Source organism: Ramlibacter monticola (assembly GCF_016722785.1).
Lineage (GTDB): Bacteria > Pseudomonadota > Gammaproteobacteria > Burkholderiales > Burkholderiaceae_C > Ramlibacter > Ramlibacter monticola.
On sequence record NZ_JAEQNE010000003.1, the window covers coordinates 478,171 to 496,360 of the forward strand.

22 protein-coding genes are annotated in these 18,190 nt (G+C 70.5%); 11 read left to right on the forward strand and 11 right to left on the reverse strand.

Annotation, left to right across the window (positions count from 1 at the left end; genetic code table 11):
• Positions 1-45 precede the first annotated feature (45 nt).
• Complete coding sequence (locus JJ685_RS15815) at positions 46-531, forward strand: GNAT family N-acetyltransferase (RefSeq protein ID WP_201675223.1); 486 nt, start codon at positions 46-48, stop codon at positions 529-531.
• A gap of 13 nt (positions 532-544) precedes the next feature.
• Here JJ685_RS15815 and JJ685_RS15820 read toward each other — a convergent pair whose 3' ends face one another.
• Positions 545-778 (reverse strand): hypothetical protein, encoded by a 234-nt coding sequence (locus JJ685_RS15820; RefSeq protein ID WP_201675224.1) that lies wholly within the window; start codon positions 776-778, stop codon positions 545-547.
• A gap of 322 nt (positions 779-1,100) precedes the next feature.
• On the opposite strand from JJ685_RS15820, the gene JJ685_RS15825 reads away from it, so the two are divergent.
• Complete coding sequence (locus JJ685_RS15825) at positions 1,101-1,442, forward strand: hypothetical protein (RefSeq protein WP_201675225.1); 342 nt, start codon at positions 1,101-1,103, stop codon at positions 1,440-1,442.
• A gap of 181 nt (positions 1,443-1,623) precedes the next feature.
• Here JJ685_RS15825 and JJ685_RS15830 read toward each other — a convergent pair whose 3' ends face one another.
• The 3 genes from JJ685_RS15830 to JJ685_RS15840 form a co-directional block, all read right to left on the reverse strand.
• Positions 1,624-1,842, reverse strand: coding sequence for a hypothetical protein (locus JJ685_RS15830; RefSeq protein ID WP_201675226.1), 219 nt, complete (start codon positions 1,840-1,842; stop codon positions 1,624-1,626).
• 175 nt (positions 1,843-2,017) lie between these two features.
• Complete coding sequence (locus tag JJ685_RS15835; protein ID WP_201675227.1) at positions 2,018-3,346, reverse strand: 3-oxoacyl-ACP reductase; 1,329 nt, start codon at positions 3,344-3,346, stop codon at positions 2,018-2,020.
• Between the two features lie 69 nt (positions 3,347-3,415).
• Positions 3,416-4,396, reverse strand: coding sequence for a cyclase family protein (locus tag JJ685_RS15840; protein WP_201675228.1), 981 nt, complete (start codon positions 4,394-4,396; stop codon positions 3,416-3,418).
• A gap of 136 nt (positions 4,397-4,532) precedes the next feature.
• On the opposite strand from JJ685_RS15840, the gene JJ685_RS15845 reads away from it, so the two are divergent.
• Positions 4,533-4,850, forward strand: coding sequence for a 2Fe-2S iron-sulfur cluster-binding protein (locus JJ685_RS15845; protein WP_201675229.1), 318 nt, complete (start codon positions 4,533-4,535; stop codon positions 4,848-4,850).
• A gap of 118 nt (positions 4,851-4,968) precedes the next feature.
• Entirely contained in the window at positions 4,969-5,361 is a 393-nt protein-coding gene (locus tag JJ685_RS15850; RefSeq protein ID WP_201675230.1) for a response regulator, read from the forward strand.
• Between the two features lie 286 nt (positions 5,362-5,647).
• Here JJ685_RS15850 and JJ685_RS15855 read toward each other — a convergent pair whose 3' ends face one another.
• Complete coding sequence (locus JJ685_RS15855; protein WP_201675231.1) at positions 5,648-6,574, reverse strand: pseudouridine-5'-phosphate glycosidase; 927 nt, start codon at positions 6,572-6,574, stop codon at positions 5,648-5,650.
• 123 nt (positions 6,575-6,697) lie between these two features.
• On the opposite strand from JJ685_RS15855, the gene JJ685_RS15860 reads away from it, so the two are divergent.
• Both JJ685_RS15860 and JJ685_RS15865 read left to right on the forward strand, forming a co-directional pair.
• A complete protein-coding gene (locus JJ685_RS15860; RefSeq protein WP_201675406.1) occupies positions 6,698-7,711 on the forward strand; it encodes a sulfate ABC transporter substrate-binding protein in 1,014 nt (337 codons plus the stop codon).
• Positions 7,712-7,713: 2 nt separating this feature from the next.
• Positions 7,714-8,280 (forward strand): RBBP9/YdeN family alpha/beta hydrolase, encoded by a 567-nt coding sequence (locus JJ685_RS15865; RefSeq protein ID WP_201675232.1) that lies wholly within the window; start codon positions 7,714-7,716, stop codon positions 8,278-8,280.
• Positions 8,281-8,288: 8 nt separating this feature from the next.
• Here JJ685_RS15865 and JJ685_RS15870 read toward each other — a convergent pair whose 3' ends face one another.
• From JJ685_RS15870 to JJ685_RS15880, 3 genes are all read right to left on the reverse strand, one after another.
• A complete protein-coding gene (locus tag JJ685_RS15870; RefSeq protein ID WP_201675233.1) occupies positions 8,289-8,726 on the reverse strand; it encodes a four-helix bundle copper-binding protein in 438 nt (145 codons plus the stop codon).
• A 170-nt stretch (positions 8,727-8,896) separates the two neighbouring features.
• On the reverse strand, positions 8,897-9,334 hold the full coding sequence (locus JJ685_RS15875) for a copper chaperone PCu(A)C (protein WP_201675234.1): 438 nt from the start codon (positions 9,332-9,334) through the stop codon (positions 8,897-8,899).
• A gap of 110 nt (positions 9,335-9,444) precedes the next feature.
• Entirely contained in the window at positions 9,445-9,795 is a 351-nt protein-coding gene (locus JJ685_RS15880) for a hypothetical protein (RefSeq protein ID WP_201675235.1), read from the reverse strand.
• A 328-nt stretch (positions 9,796-10,123) separates the two neighbouring features.
• Here JJ685_RS15880 and JJ685_RS15885 point away from each other — a divergent pair, with 328 nt between their 5' ends.
• From JJ685_RS15885 to JJ685_RS15900, 4 genes are all read left to right on the forward strand, one after another.
• Complete coding sequence (locus tag JJ685_RS15885; RefSeq protein WP_201675236.1) at positions 10,124-11,155, forward strand: methionine ABC transporter ATP-binding protein; 1,032 nt, start codon at positions 10,124-10,126, stop codon at positions 11,153-11,155.
• The gene (locus tag JJ685_RS15890; protein ID WP_201675237.1) at positions 11,145-11,810 is read left to right on the forward strand and encodes a methionine ABC transporter permease; all 666 of its coding nucleotides are present in this window, start codon (positions 11,145-11,147) and stop codon (positions 11,808-11,810) included. Before JJ685_RS15885 ends, JJ685_RS15890 begins: the two co-directional genes overlap by 11 nt.
• 35 nt (positions 11,811-11,845) lie before the next feature.
• Positions 11,846-12,640 carry a MetQ/NlpA family ABC transporter substrate-binding protein gene (locus JJ685_RS15895; protein ID WP_201675238.1) on the forward strand — a complete coding sequence of 265 codons (795 nt, stop codon included), beginning with the start codon at positions 11,846-11,848 and terminating at the stop codon, positions 12,638-12,640.
• Positions 12,641-12,783: 143 nt separating this feature from the next.
• Positions 12,784-13,512 (forward strand): ABC transporter substrate-binding protein, encoded by a 729-nt coding sequence (locus JJ685_RS15900; protein ID WP_201675239.1) that lies wholly within the window; start codon positions 12,784-12,786, stop codon positions 13,510-13,512.
• On the opposite strand, the gene JJ685_RS15905 is transcribed toward JJ685_RS15900, so the two are convergent.
• Genes JJ685_RS15905 through JJ685_RS15915 form a run of 3 tightly spaced genes read right to left on the reverse strand, consistent with a single transcriptional unit; the run spans position 13,513 to position 16,761 of the window.
• Positions 13,513-14,622 carry an enolase C-terminal domain-like protein gene (locus JJ685_RS15905; protein ID WP_201675240.1) on the reverse strand — a complete coding sequence of 370 codons (1,110 nt, stop codon included), beginning with the start codon at positions 14,620-14,622 and terminating at the stop codon, positions 13,513-13,515.
• Positions 14,619-15,593, reverse strand: coding sequence for a Bug family tripartite tricarboxylate transporter substrate binding protein (locus JJ685_RS15910; RefSeq protein ID WP_201675241.1), 975 nt, complete (start codon positions 15,591-15,593; stop codon positions 14,619-14,621). The genes JJ685_RS15905 and JJ685_RS15910 overlap by 4 nt, the downstream gene beginning before the upstream one ends.
• Before the next feature lie 19 nt (positions 15,594-15,612).
• Positions 15,613-16,761 carry a mandelate racemase/muconate lactonizing enzyme family protein gene (locus JJ685_RS15915; protein ID WP_201675242.1) on the reverse strand — a complete coding sequence of 383 codons (1,149 nt, stop codon included), beginning with the start codon at positions 16,759-16,761 and terminating at the stop codon, positions 15,613-15,615.
• A gap of 163 nt (positions 16,762-16,924) precedes the next feature.
• Here JJ685_RS15915 and JJ685_RS15920 point away from each other — a divergent pair, with 163 nt between their 5' ends.
• Positions 16,925-18,181 (forward strand): YihY/virulence factor BrkB family protein, encoded by a 1,257-nt coding sequence (locus JJ685_RS15920; protein WP_201675243.1) that lies wholly within the window; start codon positions 16,925-16,927, stop codon positions 18,179-18,181.
• Positions 18,182-18,190: the final 9 nt, after the last annotated feature.

Consider the following 18,190-nt stretch of genomic DNA (forward strand, 5'->3'; position numbering starts at 1 on the left):
CTCCGCGGCGTGCCACCCCCTCCGCCGCCCCTGCACTGGCGCGGGATGCAGCACGGCGACCTCCCGGCACTGATGGAGATCGCCGCGGCCGCCCATCCCGACTTCCCGGAAGACGAAGCCGTCTTCGCCGAGCGCCTGCGCCTTTTTCCGGCCGGGTGCCGGACGCTGGTCGGCGCGCGCGGGCGTCTGTACGGCTATGTGTTGAGCCACCCCTGGCAGGAAGCCTTGCCCGTCCCGCTCGACTCGCTGCTGGCGACCCTGCCGGCCCGGCCGGAAACCCTGTACCTGCATGACCTGGCCTTGCTGCCGGGCGCGCGTGGCAGCGGTGCGGCGGGCGAGGTGGTGCGTGAGCTGCTCGGGCTGGCGCGCGGCCTGGGCCTGCACTCCGTGTCGCTGGTCGCGGTGAGCGGCTCCGCGGGTTTCTGGGGCCGGCAGGGCTTCGAGGCCCGGAGCACGGCCGCGCGGGAGTTACGGTGCTACGGCGACGACGCCGTCTTCATGGTGCACGCGTTCGCGGGGGCCGAGACGTGAGCGAACCCGGCCGTCAAACCCGGCGGCGAACCAGCTCGCAGAGGGCGTAGACCGGAACGCAGGCGCCGATCACGATGGTTGCCGTGAGCAGGCAAGCCGTGCGCTCCGTCGGGGCGGACGTGAAGAGGGCCATGAGCGCGATGGCCGGGGCGTAGAGCAGGTACAGGGCGGCCAGCAGGCGTCCCCAACCGCCACGGACCGGTTCCGCACGGATCGGCTCGGAATCGATGGCGGTTGCATGAGACATCTCTGGCCCTCCCAATGAGTATGTCCCGCCACGATACGGTCCGGGCTCGTTCGCCGGAACGCCCGAACGTGCCGAAGGGGGTCCCACCCTCGGGCCTTTCTTGCCAGCCGCGGCGGCTTCCCGGGATCGTCCGGCGGCGCCCGTATGGGACGTTGGACCAATAGCGCGGCGGCAGCGTTCGGGGCACCCTCGCGTCCGGGTGTGGTCGCGCGCGCATCTTCCTTTCCCCAACCCGCTCCGACCGGGCCCTCCCGGCGAGCCGATGTGCGCACTGGACTCGGGTCGGCCCAGCTATTCGTCGGCCCGTCAACTGGAGACTTTCATGACCAAGTCGCTTCTCGTCATCTGTGCCGCGGTCGCGGCGTTCGGCGCCTCCCAGCTGACTTTTGCCCAGACTCCTCGGCCGGAGGAAGACACCGCCAAGGCCAGCAAGCCGGCCACGAAGGCGGAAAAGGAAGCCGCCAAGGAAAAGCGGCGTGCCGCCGGCAAGGACGTGGCCGCCAAGGACCAAGGCCGGCTGGAAGACCAGCCCACCAAGCCCGGCTCGGCCGTCAAGGTCTCGGACGAGGAAAAGGCCCTCGGCAAGGCGAAGCGCCAGGCCGCCGGCAAGGAAGCCGCCAAGGCCGGATCGGGCCGCCTCGACGACGTCGACACGAAGAAGTAAGCCGCGAGCTCCTGCGCGTGGGCTGCACGCGCCGGCTTCGAGGTCCCTCGGAACCCGCACCGGCGCGATGGCACCGGTGCGCATTCGCCCAAGCACCCCCCGGACCGCATCCCAAGCCGCAGCGGGTAATCGCGGGGACTCGGAGCGCGCCCGCGCCCGGAGGTGCTCGCGTGCGGGAGGCTTACCTCGCGCCGGAGCCCGAGCCGGCGCCGCCGGCGCTGCCGCCGCCACCGCCACCGCCCGGGCTCACCGCGGCGGGATTGCCCGAGCGGTTGGCATCCGAGCTGTTCTTCGTCTCGGCGGGGTTCGACGTGTTGTTGCCCATGCGCGAGGTGCTTCCCGTGGACGAGCAGGCGGCGAGCGCCAGCGCGACGAAGATGGCGGCAAGGAGTTTGTCCATGGTGGTGGATCCGTTCGACCGCCCCGGCTCCGGCGGGATGGAGGCGGCCCGAAGCCGCCACGCCATTACGAACAAGGACCGCACCGCGCCTCGTCGGCGAATTCAGCGCGGGCGGGCAAGCGCGTCCGGCACGTGCCCGTGCGCCGCGTCCTACTCCTGATTCCCGCTGCCGGGCTCAGGCACCGAGGAAGGACTGCCCGCAGACGCGCAGCGTCTGTCCCGTCACCGCCTGCGCGTCGGAGCGGGCGAGGAAGGCGATGGCCTCGGCCACGTCTTCCGGCAGGCCGCCCTGCTGGAGCGCATTGAGGCGACGGCCGACCTGGCGGAGCATCCAGGGGATGCGCCGCGTCATCTCGGTCTCGATGAACCCCGGCGCCACGGCGTTCGCCGTGCCGCCCCGCGGCGCGAGCTCGCGTGCACGCGCGGCCGTGTAGCCGATGAGGGCGGCCTTGGAGGCGGCGTAGTTCGCCTGCCCGGCGTTGCCGGCGATGCCGCTGATCGAGGCCAGGCAGATTTCGCGGGCGGCGGGCTTCATCGCGCCGCCGCGGTCCAGGGCCGCATCGATCGCCAGCACGGCGCGCAGGTTCACGTCCAGCACGCTGTCCCATTCGCGCCCGCTCATCTTCGCGAGGGTGCGGTCGCGCGTGATGCCGGCGTTGTGCACGAGGATGTCGATGCCGCCGAGGCCGCGCGCGAATTCGCCGAGGCGCGCCGACGCCTCGGGAACGGTGAGGTCCAGGGGCAGCGCCTGGCCGCCCAGCTCCTCGGCCAGGGCCGCCAGCCGCCCGGCCGAGGACGGCACGTCCACGCACGCCACGCTCGCGCCGTCCTGCGCGAGGCGGCGGGCCGTGGCCGCGCCGATGGCGCCGGCCGCGCCCGTGACGACCGCGACGCGGCCGTGGAAGGCCGGCTGCGCGATGCGCTCCACTTCCGGGGTGGGCGAGCGCAGGTCCAGCACCTGGCCGGACACGAAGGCCGAACGGTCGGTGCAGAAGAAGGACAGCGCCGCATCCAGCCCCTGCGGCCAGGCGCCGCGGATGCGCAGGGCATTGGCCGTCGCGCCGTGCCGGCCGATTTCCTTGGCCAGCGAGCGCGTCAGGCCCTCCACCGCACGCGCACAGGCGGCGGCTTCGGCGCCGTCGCCCTCGCCGTCGGCCAGCAGCAGCACGCGCCCGTGCGCGTCCAGCCGGCCCAGCGCCGGATGGAGCAGGTCGTACAGCTCGCGCAGCTGGTCCACCGCGCTGCAGCCGGTCGCGTCGACGATCACCGCCTGCACGCAGCCCAGGTGCTCCAGGACGCCCCCGAGGCGGACGACCGCGCGCCGTACCGTCTCGGCGAGGCCGGCCGCGGGCACGGCGGCCACCAGCACGCTGCGCCCCTGCAGCTCCAGCGGCCGGTACGGTTGCGTGCTGCGGGCGAGCCGGGCGGGCTGCGGCAGGCCGAGGCCGCGCACCAGCGGGCGCGTCAAGGGGTGGTTGGCGAGAGAGACGAGGCGGTCGGGCATGCAGCTCCAGCGAGGCACGCCATTATGGTACGCGAACGTTCCAACGCGGCCGCTTCGCCGCCCCGCCGGTCAGCGCGGGACCAGCGCGAAGATGCGCACCGCCGATCCGGTCCCGCCCTTCACCTTCAGCGGCGGCACGACGACGGCGAACTCGTAGGCCTTCGCGGCCGCGAGTTCCTCCAGGTTCAGGTTCTCGACGATGTAGATGCCGGAGTCGGCGATCAGCCGCATGTGCACGGGAAAGACCTGGAACTTCGGCGAGGTGACGATCGGCGGCCGCTTCTCGAAGGTGAGGGTGTCGTCGCCGACCACGCGCGCGCCCTGGCGGATCAGGTATTCGGCGGCATTCAGGCTGGGGCCGGGCGAGTTGTCGCCGGCGTACAGCGCCGCATTCCCCTTGAAGTGCTGGCCCCATCCGGTGCGGATGAAGACCGTGTCGCCCCGCTGCAGGCGCACGCCGTGCTGGCGCGCCGCCAGTTCCAGGTGCTCGCCGGTGATCTCGAAGTTCGCGGGCAGCGGCGCCGGCCCGTTCATGACGACGCTGGCCACGTCCAGCAGGACGCCGCGGTTCACGAGCAGGTCGTTGGGGAACTGGTCGATGGCGAGGTGGGCGCCGACGCCGCTCGCGCCGATGCCTTCCGGCTGCGCCGTCGCGCGCTCCGCATCGACGCCGCCAAAGAGCTTGCCTTCGCGACCGATGTGGCCGATGGCGTCGATGCTGGGCGCGCCGTGCTGGCCGCTCCACTGCATCTGCTCCGCCGCGAAGGAGAGCTGATTGTCGTCGCGGAAGCTGCCCCGCGTCTTGCCGTGGGTGGCGCTCAGCGCGAAGGAATAGGGCGGGTTCACCGAGGCCACGGGGGACTGGATCTCCCAGGTGTGCGACAGGTCGATCAGGCGCGCGCTGCGCAGCGAGGCGATGAAGGCGGGCGTGGCCGCGGAGGACCCGCCGGGGCCGGGCGCGGCACAGCCGGCGCACAGCGCGGCGAGCGCGGCAGCGAGCACGGCGCGAACGGGACGGACTGCGAACGGGAGCGCGTACGCCTTCTTCATGCTGGGTCCTTTCGTTGGAGCGCCCGGCGCCTGACGAGAGGTGGCGCCGCCGGCGCCGGCAATGATCCCGGTCCCGGCCGCGGCAGGCAAGGGGTTCAGGGCGCCTGTCAGAGGCTCATGCGTATGCTCGGGGGCCATGCCCCTTCACACGATCCGACTGCTGGCCCCGGCCCTGTCCTATCCCGCGGCGGAACACGAGTCGCTGCTCGAGGCTGCGCAGGCCGCGGGGATCGCGCTGCAGAGCTCCTGCCGCAATGGCACCTGCCGCACCTGCATGCGCCGGCTGGAGTCTGGCGCGGTGGAATATCGCATCCCCTGGCCGGGGCTGAGCCCGGACGAGCGCTCGGACGGCTGGGTCCTGCCCTGCGTGGCCGAGCCCCGCTCGGACGTGGTGCTGGGTGCGCCGGCCCAGCCAGGGTGGTGGAGCGGCTCAGGCAGCGCCGGGGACGAATGATGCACACCGAATGTGCATCGGGTGCGCATTCCGTCGCATGCGGGAGTGCTTCCTTAGGTTACTGGCACAGGACGTGCTCAGGTTCCTGCGTCACAGTATTGGGTTCGAGGAGGTTTCCGTGTCGCGCGCGTCCGTTCTGATCGTCGAAGACGAGCACTTCCTGGGAAGCAATCTCCAGGAATACCTGCGTCGCAGGGGCTGGGACGCCCAGCTCGCGCGCACCGGGGAACTCGCCCTCGCCGAATACGAACGCCTGCGGCCCTGCCTCGTCCTGATGGACTACGAGCTGCCCGACATGGACGGCTTCCAGATCCTCGGCGCCATGCGCGCCACCGAAGAGGCGCCCTGCGGCTGCGTCATGATGACGGCCCACACCAGCGAGACCGTGATCTGGCGCGCCGGCGAGCAGGAGGTCGTGCACGTGCTGCAGAAGCCGTTCGCGCTTTCCGAGATGGAGCGCTGGCTGCAGACCGCCTCCGCCAACTGCCGCTGCGGTACCTGCGCGCCCTGAGCGGCACCGGCGGCCGGCCCTGCTCTCGCGGCTGGGCCGCCTTCCTGCCCCCCCAGTCGCGGCTGAGCCGCCTCCCCCAAAGCCCAGTCCGATGGCGTCAAAACGCCATGCCTATCCCATGGACGACAAGGGGTTGCGGGATGGGTTCCCCCAAAGGCGGGTGGATTCGCCCACCCAGACCGGCCCGAGAAGCGCGGTGTCGGACAAAGGAGGACACGCCCTTCCGTTCCTGCTTAGGCATTCGGCCCGGAGGCAGGGATGCGACCCGGCCCGCTTCCCGCCGTGACTAGGCCGCGGCCAGCGCGAGCGCCAGCCGGGCGCCCACTTCGGCGTTGTGCTTCACGAGCGCGATGTTGGTGGCGAGGCTGCGCCCGCCGGTCAGGGCCTGGATGCGATCGAGCAGGTAGGGCGTCAGCGCCTTGCCGGCGATGCCCTGCCGCGAGGCTTCGGCGAGGGCCTGTTCCGTGATCGCGTCGATCTCCTCGCGCGGCATCGCCGAGGCCTGCGGGACGGGCGTCGCCAGCACGACGCCGCCCGCGAGGCCCAGGTCCCACTTCGCGCGGATGAAGCGCGCCTGCTGCGCCGGGTCGTCGATGCGGAAGTCGGCGCGGAAGCCGCTGTCGCGCGTGTAGAAGGCCGGGAAATTGTCCTGCCCGCAGGCGAGCACCGGCACGCCGTGCGTTTCCAGGTATTCCAGCGTGAGGCCGATGTCGAGGATCGACTTGGCGCCGGCGCACACCACCGCCACCGACGTCTTCGCCAGTTCCTGCAGGTCGGCCGAGATGTCGAAGGTCTCGGGTGCGCCCCGGTGCACGCCGCCGATGCCGCCGGTCACGAACACTTCGATGCCCGCGAGCGCCGCGCAGATCATCGTGCCGGCCACCGTGGTCGCGCCCAGGCCGCCGCTGGCCAGCACCGCCGGCAGGTCGCGCCGGCTCACCTTCTGCGCTTCGCCCGAGCGTCCCAGCCACTCGAGCTCCTCGTCCGACAAGCCGATGCGGATGCGCCCGCCGATCACCGCGATGGTGGCGGGCTCCGCGCCGAGGCCGCGGATCACGGCCTCCACCTCGCGCGCGGTGCGCACGTTCTGCGGGTACGGCATGCCGTGCGAGATGATGGTGGACTCCAGGGCCACGACGGGACGGCCGGCCGCCTGCGCGGCCGTCACCGGTGCGCTGCGGATCAGCCAGGGGCAGGCAGTGTCGGCGTTCATGCCGGGACAGTGTGCCGGAGATTTGCTTATGCCGATAAGCAACTGAAAACTCCATCGTTCCCTTGCCGCACGGCGGCTTCCAGAATGCGACGCAGAACAACCGCCCACCTGGAGGTCCCCTCGATGTCGCTTCGTCGCAAGTTCCTGAAACTGTCCGCCTCCACCCTCCTGGGCCTCGCTGCCTCCGCCGCGTTCGCGCAGCAGGGCGTGCAGCTTCTCAACGTCTCCTACGATCCCACGCGCGAGCTGTACGTGGAGTTCAACCAGGCTTTCGCGAAGTACTGGAAGGGCAAGACCGGCCAGGACGTCTCGGTCAAGCAGTCGCACGGCGGCTCGGGCAAGCAGGCGCGGTCCGTGATCGACGGCCTCGATGCCGATGTCGTCACGCTGGCCCTGGCCGGCGATACCGACGCGCTGGTGAAGAACGGCGGCTGGATCAAGCCGGACTGGCAGAAGCGCCTGCCGCACAACGCCTCGCCCTACACCTCCACCATCGTCCTGGTCGTGCGCGCGGGCAATCCCAAGGGCATCAAGGACTGGGACGACCTCGTCAAGCCCGGCGTCAGCGTGATCACGCCCAACCCGAAGACCTCGGGCGGTGCGCGCTGGAACTACCTGGCGGCCTGGGAGTTCGCCAAGCGCAAGTACGGCGGCGATGCCAAGGCCAAGGAGTTCGTGGCCAGGCTGTTCAGCAACGTGCCGGTGCTGGACACGGGCGCGCGCGGCTCCACCATCACCTTCGCCCAGCGCGCGCAGGGCGACGTGCTGATCGCCTGGGAGAACGAGGCCTGGCTGCTGGAGAAGGAGTTCGGCACCAAGTTCGATGTCGTCGTGCCCTCGCTCAGCATCCTGGCGGAGCCCGCCGTCGCGGTGGTCGACAAGGTGGTGGACAAGCGTGGCACGCGCGCCGTCGCCGAGGAGTACCTGAAGTACCTGTATTCCGAGGAGGGCCAGGACATCGCCGGCAAGCACTTCTACCGCCCCGCCGCCTCGCAGAAGGCGCAGGCCAAGTACGCGAAGCAGTTCCCGAAGCTGAACCTGTTCACCATCGACCAGGGCTTCGGCGGCTGGGACAACGCGACGAAGCTGCACTTCGCCGACGGCGGCAGCTTCGACCAGATCTACACGAAGAAATGACGATGTGCGCGCACCAGGCCGCCGTGCCGCTGATCGTGCCCGGCTGGCGCGATTCGGCGCCCGGCCACTGGCAGTCGCTGTGGGCCGAACGCCTGCCCGGCGCGCGCCGCGTCGTCCAGCGCGACTGGATGAGTCCCGGGCGCGCCGAGTGGGTCGCGACGCTCGCGCGCTGTGTGCTGCAGGCGCCCGCGCCGGTGGTGATCGTGGCGCACAGCCTCGGCTGCATCGCCACCGTGCACCTGCCGCGCGAGGTGGCGCGGCGCGTGCACGCGGCCTTGCTGGTGGCGCCGGCCGATCCCGAGCGGCGCGCGGTCCTGAGCGACTTCGCGCCGGTGCCGTACGAGCGCCTGCCGTACCGCAGCCTGGTGGTGGCGAGCAGCAACGATCCCTACTGCCCGGCGCGCCTGGCGGGCGCCTACGCGCGCGCCTGGGGCAGCGAGTTCCTGCGGCTGCCGGATGCCGGGCACATCAACGTGGAGTCGGGGCACGGGGACTGGCCGCTGGGCCTGGCCCTGCTGCAGACGCTGATGGCCCCGGCATCCGTGGCGCCGGAGGCGGTCGCGACCTGACGAAGGGCTCAGGTCGTCAGCGCCTTGCACTCCTTGGAGCAAGCCGCGCACGATTCCGCGCAGGCGTTGCACGACTCGTGCTTGGAGGCGTGCTTGCGGCATTCCTTCTCGCAGGCATCGCAGACCTGCATGGTCAGCCGCGCGTACTGCGGCACGAACCGGGAGTTCTGCGCCGCCAGCGAACGCAGGGCGCTGCAGGCCGCCATCAGTTCGCTCACGCGCTTGGCGCACTGGCCCAGGCTCTTGTCGCCCGTGGCCAGGCTGTCGTGGCAGTGCGTGAGGCAGGTCTCGCCAGTCTTGACGCAATCCCCCGCCGTTTCCATCAGCGCCGCGTACTTGCCGCCGCCGTGATGATGGTGATGCTGCTCCTGCTGCGCCGATGCATTGGCTGCCGCCGCGACGGCGGTCAAGGCCACGACACCCTGAAGTGCTTCCCTCCGGTCCATGGAATCCTCCTGTTTTCTGATTCGCGCGACGCCGGGCGACTGCGGCCCGCCGGGCCGCACCATTGTGCTCCCCGTCTGTTTCGATGCAACTGCAGGTGTCGGGCAGGAGACAGCCCGCCGGGTGCGGGCTGCAGGAATTCGCCGGAGGGAGGCGTTGCGCCTCCCGTCGCTCAGTGGTGCGCGGAGTTGAGAACGCGCGCGGTGGCCTGGAGGTCCAGCGTCTCCTGGCGGCCGTCCGGTCCTTCGAGCACGAGGGTCACGGGAACCTTCGTTCCGGCATGCACCTGCTCCTTCAGTTCCAGCAGCATCAGGTGGAAGCCACCGGGCTGCAGGGCCACTTCCCTGCCCGCCGGCAGCGCCAGCGAGTCCACGGCGTGCATGTGCATCATGTCGTCGTGCATCATCATCTGGTGGATCTCCACCACGCGCGCCACGGGCGTGCGGGCAGCGACGAGCTTCATGTCCTTCGCGGACTTCAGCTGCATGAAGATGCCGGTGGTCTTCTGCTGCGGCACCGTGGCGCGGATCCAGGCATCCTTCACGGTGACCTGGGCGAAAGAGGAAGCGGCCAGCAGCAGGGCGGCCAGGGCGAAGACGAGACGTTTCATCGGAGTTTCTCCTGCCATCGGGGCAATAGGGGTGCGAGCAGCGGCGCGAGGCGCGCGATGCCCGCAAGATCTGGGTGAAGCGAAGGTGCGGGCGCGAGGCCCCCGTCGATTCAGATGGCTGGTGGAGCCCGCGCCGCGAACGGGCAGGGCCTGTCGGCCGCGATGGAGTCAGGGTGGAGGGACACGGGCGCCGCAGCGGGCAGCCGGTGGACGGCGAAGTCCTGCGATGGCGGTGGCGCGGCGGCCAGCACGCATTGGCTGCAGTCCTGGGCGTGCTTGTGCGCCGCCGCCTGGACCGGTTCCTCGCCGGCGACGATCAAGCGGGCGGGACCGGAGGCGGAGCACACCAGTTCCATCCGCTGCGGATGCAGGACGGTCGCGGCCATCGCGGCGACGAACGACAACGCGAACCACGTCAGCAGCAGGCGGGTCAGGCGATGGGCGCGGCGCAGCGATTCCATGATGCACGTCAGCATGCAAGGCCCGCGCCACCTGTTTTCCGAGGCGCGGCGCGGCCTCACGCCGCGCCGGCGGGGAAAGCGCCCCGAATGCGGGGAGCCGCCCCCGCGGAATAAGCATCCAAGAATTTGTTGGTTCGCGATCCGGGTTTTCCCGATCACAATGCGCTGCATGAGTCCTGGACCTGCTCCGATCCGAATGCGTCCCCGCACGCGATGTAGCGCCTGAGCGCCTGCGGCGCTCCCTTCGCTTCCCCTTTCCGTTTCCATCTCCCATTCCGCCCGCACGAGGCGGCCGGGCGCGCTTGCGTCCGCACGAAAGAAACTGTTCATGATCCAACTGCAAGGCATCACCCAGGCCTACGGCGCGCACGAAGCCCTGCGCGGCATCGACCTGGACGTCGCGCCGGGCGAGATCTTCGGCATCATCGGCCGCAGCGGCGCCGGCAAGAGCTCCCTGGTGCGCACCATCAACCTCCTGAACCGGCCCAAGGCCGGCAAGGTGATTGTCGGCGGCCGCGAACTGACGGCGCTGCCGGAAGCGCAGCTGCGTGCCGCGCGACGCGAGATCGGCCTGATCTTCCAGCACTTCAACCTGCTGTCTTCGCGCACGGTGGCGCAGAACGTGGCGCTGCCGCTGGAACTGGCGGGCGTCGCGCCGGCCGAGATCCGCCAACGCGTCGACGAACTGCTGGACCTGGTGGGGCTGGCCGACATGCGCGACCGATACCCGGCGCAGATCAGCGGCGGACAGAAGCAGCGCGTGGGCATCGCCCGCGCGCTCGCCAACCGGCCCAAGGTGCTGCTGTCCGACGAGGCGACTTCCGCGCTCGACCCGGAGACCACCCGTTCCATCCTCGGCCTGCTGAAGCAGATCAACCGCGAGTTCGGCCTCACCATCGTGCTGATCACGCACCAGATGCAGGTGATCAAGCAGGTCGCCGACCGCGTGGCCGTGATCGACGCCGGCCGCATCGTGGAGCAGGGGCGGGTGATCGAGGTGTTCACGCGCCCGCGGCATGCCACCACCCGCAGCCTGATCGAGGAGATCGTCCCGCAGGCGCTGCCCGAGAGCGTGCTGGCGCGCATCCGCGCCCTCATGACCGGGCGCCCCGCGCAGGAAGCGCAGCTGCTGCGCCTGGCCTTCGCCGGCAGCGGCACCGACCGGCCGCTGCTGTCCGACATCGTCCGCCAGCACGGCATCGACCTGAGCATCGTGCACGGCCAGGTCGACGAGGTGCAGGGCCAGCCCTTCGGCTCGCTGGCCGTGTTCGCGCGCGGCGCGCGCGAACGCATCGACGCGGCGACGGCGCACCTGCGCGGCGCCGGCGTCCACGTGGAGGAGGTGGCCCATGTGGGATGACTTCAGCCCCGCCATGCTGGAACTGTTCGCGGGCTCCCTGTGGGAGACGCTGCTGATGGTGGGCATCTCCGGCCTCGCCGGTTCGCTGATCGGCATTCCCCTGGGCGTGCTGCTGCGCCTGACCGATCGCGGCGGCGTGCTGCAGAACGCGGGCATCAATCGCGTCGTCGGCGGCGTGGTCAACGCGGTGCGCTCCACGCCCTTCATCATCCTGCTGGTGGCGATCATCCCGTTCACGCGGCTGGTCGCCGGCTCCTCGATCGGCACCGCCGCCGCGGTGGTTCCGCTCACGATCGCCGCCGCGCCCTTCATCGCGCGGCTGGTGGAAGCCTCGCTGCGCGAGGTGGACCACGGGCTGGTCGAGGCCGCGCAGGCCATGGGCGCCACCACCTGGCAGATCGTCTTCAAGGTGCTGCTGCCCGAAGCGCTGCCCGGCATCGTCGGCGGCTTCACCATCACCCTGGTCAGCCTGACCGGCTATTCGGCCATGGCCGGCGCCATCGGCGGCGGCGGGCTGGGCGACCTGGGGATCCGCTACGGCTACCAGCGCTTCCTGCCGGAAATCATGCTGGCGGTCGTCGTCGTGCTGATCGCCTTCGTGCAGGCCGTGCAGAGCCTCGGCGACTGGGCGGTCCGGCGCCTGAGCCACAAGTAATCGCCTCCCTCTCCTCCATTCCAAGGAAACACGCCATGAACAAGCGCACGCTTCTCCAGTCCACCCTCGCCCTCGCCATCGCCGCCGCGACCGGCGCCGCCTTCGCGCAGGACAAGCCGATCAAGATCGGCGCCACCGCCGGCCCGCACTCCCAGATCCTGGAGCAGGTGAAGAAGGTCGCCGAGCGCGACGGCCTCAAGCTGCAGATCGTCGAATTCACCGACTACATCCAGCCGAACGCGGCGCTCGCCGGCGGCGACCTGGATGCCAACAGCTACCAGCACAAGCCCTTCCTCGACCAGCAGGTCAAGGACCGCGGCTACAAGATCACGTCGGTCGGCTACACCGTCAACTTCCCCATCGGCATCTATTCGAAGAAGGTCAAGAGCCTGAAGGACCTGAAGGAAGGCGCGCGCTTCGGCATCCCGAACGATCCCACCAACGGCGGCCGCGCCTTGCTGGTGCTGCAGGACCAGGGCGTGATCAAGCTGAAGCCCAACGCGGGCCTCAAGGCCACGCCGCTGGACATCGTGGAGAACCCGAAGAAGCTGAAGTTCATCGAGCTGGAAGCCGCCCAGCTGCCGCGCTCGCTGGACGACCTCGACGCCTCCGCCGTCAACACCAACTTCGCCATCCCCGCCGGCCTGCATCCCAGCAAGGACGCCATCGCGCAGGAAAGCGCCAAGAGCCCCTACGTCAACCTGATCGCTGTGCGCGAGCAGGACAAGGACAAGCCCTGGGTGGCCAAGCTGGTGAAGGCCTACCAGTCGGAGGAGGTCCGCCAGTACGTGCAGACGCAGTTCAAGGGCGCGGTGGTCCCCGGCTTCTGAGCGAAGCGGCCGCGGAGCCGCGCTCCGCGGTGGTCTCCGCGGCCTCGCACCTTGCCGGACTGGTGGAACAATCGCAGGGCCCGCCATCCTGGAGAAGACCCTCGCCGAGGAGCGCACGGCGCTGGCGGCCTGAAAGGAAACGCATGCACCCCCTGAGCAGCCTCGCGGCCGAAGCCGCGCCGACCGGCAAGCTGCGCCTGTCGATCAACGTCGGCAATCCGATCCTGGCGCGCCGCAGCGAGGACGGCGCGGCCGGCGTGTCGGTCGACCTCGGGCGCGCCTTCGCGCAGCGCCTCGGCGTGGAGGTGGAGCTGCTCGTCCTGCCTACCGCCGGCGAATCGGTGGAGGCGGTGCGTTCGCGAAAGGCCGACCTGGGCTTCTTCGCCATCGACCCGAAGCGCTCGGAGGGCATCGCCTTCACCGCGCCCTACGTGCTGATCGAAGGCGCCTACCTGGTGAAGGATGCGTCGCCGCTGCGTGCCAACGAGGAGGTCGACCGGCCCGGCACCCGCGTGGTGGTGGGCCAGGGCAGCGCCTACGACCTGTACCTCACGCGCGAGCTCAAGCAGGCGGAAATCGTGCGCGCGCCGACCTCGCCCGCGGTCGTGGAGCACTTCCTGCAATGTGGGGCCGAAGTTGCGGCGGGGGTGAAGCAGCAACTGCAAGGCGACGCGGCCCGACTCGGCGGCCTGCGCCTGCTCCCGGGCCGCTTCATGGTGATCCAGCAGGCGACCGGCGTGCCGGACGACCGGCCGGCCACCGCCGCCGCGCTGCGCGCCTTCGTGGAGGAGATGAAGGCCGGCGGCTTCGTCGCCCAGGCGCTCGCGCGCCACGGCATCCAGGGCGCGAGCGTCGCACCACCGGCGGCGTGACTAGCGCAGCACCGCGACGGTCTTGCGCTTCACCAGCTCGAAATCGATGCTCGCGCCCAGCCCCGGTCCCATCGGGGCATGCACGAACCCCTCCGCATCGATCTCGATGTCCTCCACCAGTCCGTACTTCTGCGAGGCCGCGGGCAGCAGCACCTCGAACAGCTCGGTGTTCTGCAGCGCCATGATCACGTGCAGGTTGGCGATGTTGTTCAGCGAGTTCCCGCCGTGGTGCACCTCGAAGTTCAGGTGGAAGGCCTCGGCCAGGTGCGCCGCCTTCATGCAGCCGGTGATGCCGCCCTTCACCGCGACGTCGCCGCGCAGGAAGTCGGTGGCGCGCTGCTTCACCCACGGCGTGTAGGAATCCAGCCCACCCGCCGGGTACTCGGTCGCCAGGATCGGGATGTGCAGGTGCTTCTTCAGCTCGAGGTAGTTGTAGATGTCCGCATCGGCCAGCGGGTCCTCGTACCAGTGGAAGCCGAGGCGCTCGATCGCCTGCCCCACGCGCAGGGCCGCCGGGTAGTCGTAGCTCCACACCGAATCCAGCATCAGGAGGTAGTCGTCGCCGACCGACTGGCGCACCGCCTCGCACACGCGGATGTCCTCGCGCCATTGCTGCGGCGGGTGGATCTTGTACGCGGCGAGCTTCTGCGCGCGGTAGTGCAGCGCCTCCTCCGCATAGGCTTCGGGACTCGCGAGGACGGCCGAACTGATGTAGGCCGGGATGCGATCGCGGTACGAGCCGAGCAGCTGGTGGATGGGCAGACCCGCGGCCTGCCCCGCGATGTCCCACAGCGCGATGTCCACCGCGCCGATGGCGCGCACGGTGGTGGTCCGCACGCGTTTCCACATCGCCTTGCCCAGGCGCTCGCGTGCGAGCGGATCCTGTCCCACCAGGAGCGGCTTGAGGTAGCGCACCAGGCCGGGCCCGTCCATGTCCGCCGCGTGGAAGGCGGAGCCGAGGAAGGCGTGGCCCGTGAGTCCCGCGTCGGTCTCGATCGCCAGCAGACCGAGCTGGCTCGCACCCGCGAACTTGCCCGTGTGCGCCCCGTAGCTGGTTGCCGGAATGCCGTCCCAGGCGAACAGCGTGAGCGTGACGTCGGTGATCTTCATTCGATGCGGATGTTGGCGTCCTTGATCAGCTGAGTCCACTTGACGACTTCCTTGCCCACCCAGGCGCGGAACTCCTCGGGGGTGCTGGCCACCACCTCCACGCCCTGCGCGCGGAAGCGCTGCACGGTGTCGGGTTCCTTCAGCAGCTGCACGATGTCCCGGTTCAGGCGATCGACGACGGGCCTGGGCGTGCCGGCCGGCAGCTGCATGCCGAACCACACGTTCACCTCGTAGCCCGGCACGCCGGACTCGTTGACCGTGGGCACCTCGGGCAGCAGCGGCGAACGCTGCAGGCCGCTGACGCCGATCACCTTCATCTTCCCGGCCTTGATGTGCTGCAGCACGTTGGGCACGTTGTCGAACAGGGCGTCGATCTCTCCGCCCAGCAGCGCCGTGACCGCCGGCGCGCTGCCCTTGTAGGGGATGTGCGCGAGCTTCACGCCCGTCATGCGCATCAGCAGTTCCATCGAGAGATGGTTGGACGAGCCCGAGCCGGTGGAGCCGTAGTTGAGCTTGCCCGGGTTCTTGCGCGCGTAGTCCAGGAGTTCCTGCACGTCCTTCACCGGCAGGTCGTTGCGCACCACCAGCGCGTTCTGCGTGCTGCCCGCCCACACCAGCGGCGTGAAGTCCTTCAGCGCGTCGTAGGGCAGGTTGGCGCCGTACAGGCCGGGCAGGGCGGAGAAGGGCAGCGGCGTGATCAGGATGGTGTAGCCGTCGGGCGGCGACTTGGCGACCAGGCTGTTGCCCAGCGTGGTGTTGGCGCCCGGCTTGTTCTCCACCACCACCGGCTGGTTCCACATCTTCGTCAGCTTGTCGGCCGAGACGCGCGCCAGCGTGTCGTTGAAGCCGCCGGGCGGGTAGGGCACCACGAACTTCACGGTGCGCTCGGGAAAGTTCTGCGCCTGCGCGCGCGTGCCTGCCAGTAGCGCCGCGGCGCCAAGGGCGAAGGTTCTCCTGCTCACGTGGGGCATGCCGAAATCTCCTGGAGGTTCAGAACTTGACGACGTAGCCGGGGCCGTCGATGAGGGGGTACTTCGCGAACACGGACTCGTTGACCTCGATGCCGAGGCCCGGGCCCTCGGGCGGCTGCACGCAGCCGTCGCTGCCGATGCGCGCGATGTCTCCGAACAGGTCGCGGAAGGGATTGAACTTCGACACGCAGGCTTCGTAGTAGCCGGCGTTCTCGATCGCGGCCAGGAAGTGCATGGTGGCCGCGTGGTTGATCGTGGTCGCGGAGCTGTGCGCGTGGATCGGGATGCGCCAGGCCGAGGCGATCGCGGCGATGCGCAGGCCTTCCGTGATGCCGCCGCACTTGGACAGGTCCGGCTGCCACACCTTCACCGCGCCGGCTTCCAGCAGCTGCGCGAACTCGAAGCGCGTGTAATGGTTCTCGCCGGCCGCGATCGGCACCAGCCGGCTGATGGCCGCGGCCTCCCGATAGGAGGCGAAGTCGTTGCAGGCGAAGGGCTCCTCCAGCCAGCCGGCGCGGATGTCCTCCAGCAGCGGCAGCACGCGCCGCACGTCCGCGAGGGTGTAGGCGGTGTTGGCGTCGGTGAGGATGTCGACCTCGTCGCCGAGCGTCTGCCGCACGTGCAGCACGCGCGCGATGTCGTCGCGCGGGTTGTCGCCGATGCGCAGCTTGAGCGCGCGGTAGCCGCGCGCCACGTACTCCGCGGCCTCGTCGGCCAGCGACTCCTTCGGCTGGTAGCCCAGCGCGATCCCGCCGGCATAGGCCGGCAGGCGCCGGCGGCTGCCGCCCAGCAGGGCGTACAGCGGCATGCCGGCCGCCTTGCCGCGGATGTCCCACAGCGCCATGTCGATGCCGGAGAGCGCCAGCGCGGCGCCGCTGCCCACGCCGTGGCTGGACAGCTGCATGCGGTGCACGCGCTGCCACGCGCCCACCACGTCGGTGGCTTTCATGCCCACCAGCAGGGGCGCGAGGGTGTTCTGGATCAGGCTGGCGATCGCGCCCGGGCTGCGGCCCGGATGGGCCTCGCCGTAGCCGGTGAGGCCTTCCGAGGTCTGCACGCGCACGATCACCGCGTCGCGCTTGAGCGTGCTGCCGATGCCCATGGTCACCGTCCTGCCCTCGGGCAGGCGGTAGGAGACCGGGATGGCCGTGATGGAGGTGATCTTCATGGCACGGCATCGTGCGGGCCGGGCCGGGGGCGCGCAAAGCGGGTTTACCCGCCGGAGGCTGAGCCGGCTTCCTAGCTTCATCCGACGCTCCCTGCCTGCGGCGGACGACACCGCCCACTGGTGCGCGCGGGCTACAACGGGGGGTGGACTGGAGGACTCCCGCATGATGCGTCCCGCTCACCTGTTCCGGCTCATCGTCAAGGCGACCCAGGCCTGGTCGGAGGACTACGCGCCCAGCATGGGTGCCGCCATTTCGTACTACACGGTGTTCTCGCTGGCGCCGCTGCTGGTGATCGTGATCGCCGTGGCCGGCGCCGTGTTCGGCCGCGAGGCGGTGCAGGGCCAGATCGTGGCGCAGCTGTCCGGCCTGATCGGCAACGACGGCGCGTCGCTGGTGCAGAGCCTGGTGGCGGCTTCCAGCGACCGGGACAAGGGCCTGCTCGCGGGGCTGGTCAGCGGCGCCGTGCTCGTGATGGGCGCCACCACGGTGTTCGCGGAACTGCAGAGCGCGCTGGACCGGATCTGGCACGTCCCGCCGTCGCAGAAGCCAAAGGGGATCTTCAACACGCTGCGCTCGCGGCTGCTGTCCTTCGGCCTGATCCTCGGCATGGTGTTCCTGCTGATGGTCTCGCTCGCGGTGAGCGCGGCGGTGGCTGCCTTCGGCGCCTACGCCAGCCGGATGCTGCCGGCCGGCGAGGCGTTGCTGCAGGGGCTGAACTTCGTCGTCTCGCTGGGCGCGACCACGCTGCTGTTCGCGATGATCTACAAGCTGATGCCCTCGGTCCGGATCGCCTGGCGCGACGTGTGGGTGGGCGCGGGCACCACGGCCGTCCTGTTCGAGATCGGCAAGTTCCTGATCGGCCTGTACCTGGGCAAGAGCAGCATGACGGAGACCTTCGCGGCCGCCGGCTCGCTGGTGATCCTGATCGCGTGGGTCTACTACGCGGCGCAGATCTTCCTGCTCGGTGCCGAGTTCACCAAGGTGTACGCGCAGGAGCACGGCTCCCACGCCGCGCAGGCGGCGATGGAAGCCACGAAGGCGACCGCGGTCACGGGGACTCCGGCCGATACCGAGCAGGTGGTCGCGCCGATGGGGGTCGCGCCGATGGGGGTCGCGCCGATGGGGGTCGCGCCGGTGGGGGCCGCTCCGGTGTGCGCCACGGCCGCCGCCGTCGAGCCGGAAGAAGAAACAGCGGGCCCGGCCGTGCCGCTGCCCAAGGTGTCCGGCGCGGTGCGCCTCGAGGGGAACCGCGCCCTGCTGCGCAGCGAGGAGGTCCGGCGCGACGCGCTGGAGCCGCGCGCCTGGTGGGACAAGCCGGGCCTCGAGGCGGCCGCCGCGGGAGCCTCGGCGGTGGCCGGCGGCGTGGTGGTCGCACTGCTGCGCCGCATCCTGCAGCATCGCCGGCAGAGGCTGGCCTGACGCGCTGCG

Bases quoted from the DNA above. Each gene is read 5' to 3' on its own strand.
- JJ685_RS15815 (WP_201675223.1), top strand. From the start codon at position 46: ATGCAGCACGGCGACCTCCCGGCACTGATGGAGATCGCCGCGGCCGCC.
- JJ685_RS15820 (WP_201675224.1), bottom strand. From the start codon at position 778: ATGTCTCATGCAACCGCCATCGATTCCGAGCCGATCCGTGCGGAACCG.
- JJ685_RS15825 (WP_201675225.1), top strand. From the start codon at position 1,101: ATGACCAAGTCGCTTCTCGTCATCTGTGCCGCGGTCGCGGCGTTCGGC.
- JJ685_RS15830 (WP_201675226.1), bottom strand. From the start codon at position 1,842: ATGGACAAACTCCTTGCCGCCATCTTCGTCGCGCTGGCGCTCGCCGCC.
- JJ685_RS15835 (WP_201675227.1), bottom strand. From the start codon at position 3,346: ATGCCCGACCGCCTCGTCTCTCTCGCCAACCACCCCTTGACGCGCCCG.
- JJ685_RS15840 (WP_201675228.1), bottom strand. From the start codon at position 4,396: ATGAAGAAGGCGTACGCGCTCCCGTTCGCAGTCCGTCCCGTTCGCGCC.
- JJ685_RS15845 (WP_201675229.1), top strand. From the start codon at position 4,533: ATGCCCCTTCACACGATCCGACTGCTGGCCCCGGCCCTGTCCTATCCC.
- JJ685_RS15855 (WP_201675231.1), bottom strand. From the start codon at position 6,574: ATGAACGCCGACACTGCCTGCCCCTGGCTGATCCGCAGCGCACCGGTG.
- JJ685_RS15860 (WP_201675406.1), top strand. From the start codon at position 6,698: ATGTCGCTTCGTCGCAAGTTCCTGAAACTGTCCGCCTCCACCCTCCTG.
- JJ685_RS15865 (WP_201675232.1), top strand. From the start codon at position 7,714: ATGTGCGCGCACCAGGCCGCCGTGCCGCTGATCGTGCCCGGCTGGCGC.
- JJ685_RS15870 (WP_201675233.1), bottom strand. From the start codon at position 8,726: ATGGACCGGAGGGAAGCACTTCAGGGTGTCGTGGCCTTGACCGCCGTC.
- JJ685_RS15875 (WP_201675234.1), bottom strand. From the start codon at position 9,334: ATGAAACGTCTCGTCTTCGCCCTGGCCGCCCTGCTGCTGGCCGCTTCC.
- JJ685_RS15880 (WP_201675235.1), bottom strand. From the start codon at position 9,795: ATGGAATCGCTGCGCCGCGCCCATCGCCTGACCCGCCTGCTGCTGACG.
- JJ685_RS15885 (WP_201675236.1), top strand. From the start codon at position 10,124: ATGATCCAACTGCAAGGCATCACCCAGGCCTACGGCGCGCACGAAGCC.
- JJ685_RS15890 (WP_201675237.1), top strand. From the start codon at position 11,145: ATGTGGGATGACTTCAGCCCCGCCATGCTGGAACTGTTCGCGGGCTCC.
- JJ685_RS15895 (WP_201675238.1), top strand. From the start codon at position 11,846: ATGAACAAGCGCACGCTTCTCCAGTCCACCCTCGCCCTCGCCATCGCC.
- JJ685_RS15900 (WP_201675239.1), top strand. From the start codon at position 12,784: ATGCACCCCCTGAGCAGCCTCGCGGCCGAAGCCGCGCCGACCGGCAAG.
- JJ685_RS15905 (WP_201675240.1), bottom strand. From the start codon at position 14,622: ATGAAGATCACCGACGTCACGCTCACGCTGTTCGCCTGGGACGGCATT.
- JJ685_RS15910 (WP_201675241.1), bottom strand. From the start codon at position 15,593: ATGCCCCACGTGAGCAGGAGAACCTTCGCCCTTGGCGCCGCGGCGCTA.
- JJ685_RS15915 (WP_201675242.1), bottom strand. From the start codon at position 16,761: ATGAAGATCACCTCCATCACGGCCATCCCGGTCTCCTACCGCCTGCCC.
- JJ685_RS15920 (WP_201675243.1), top strand. From the start codon at position 16,925: ATGATGCGTCCCGCTCACCTGTTCCGGCTCATCGTCAAGGCGACCCAG.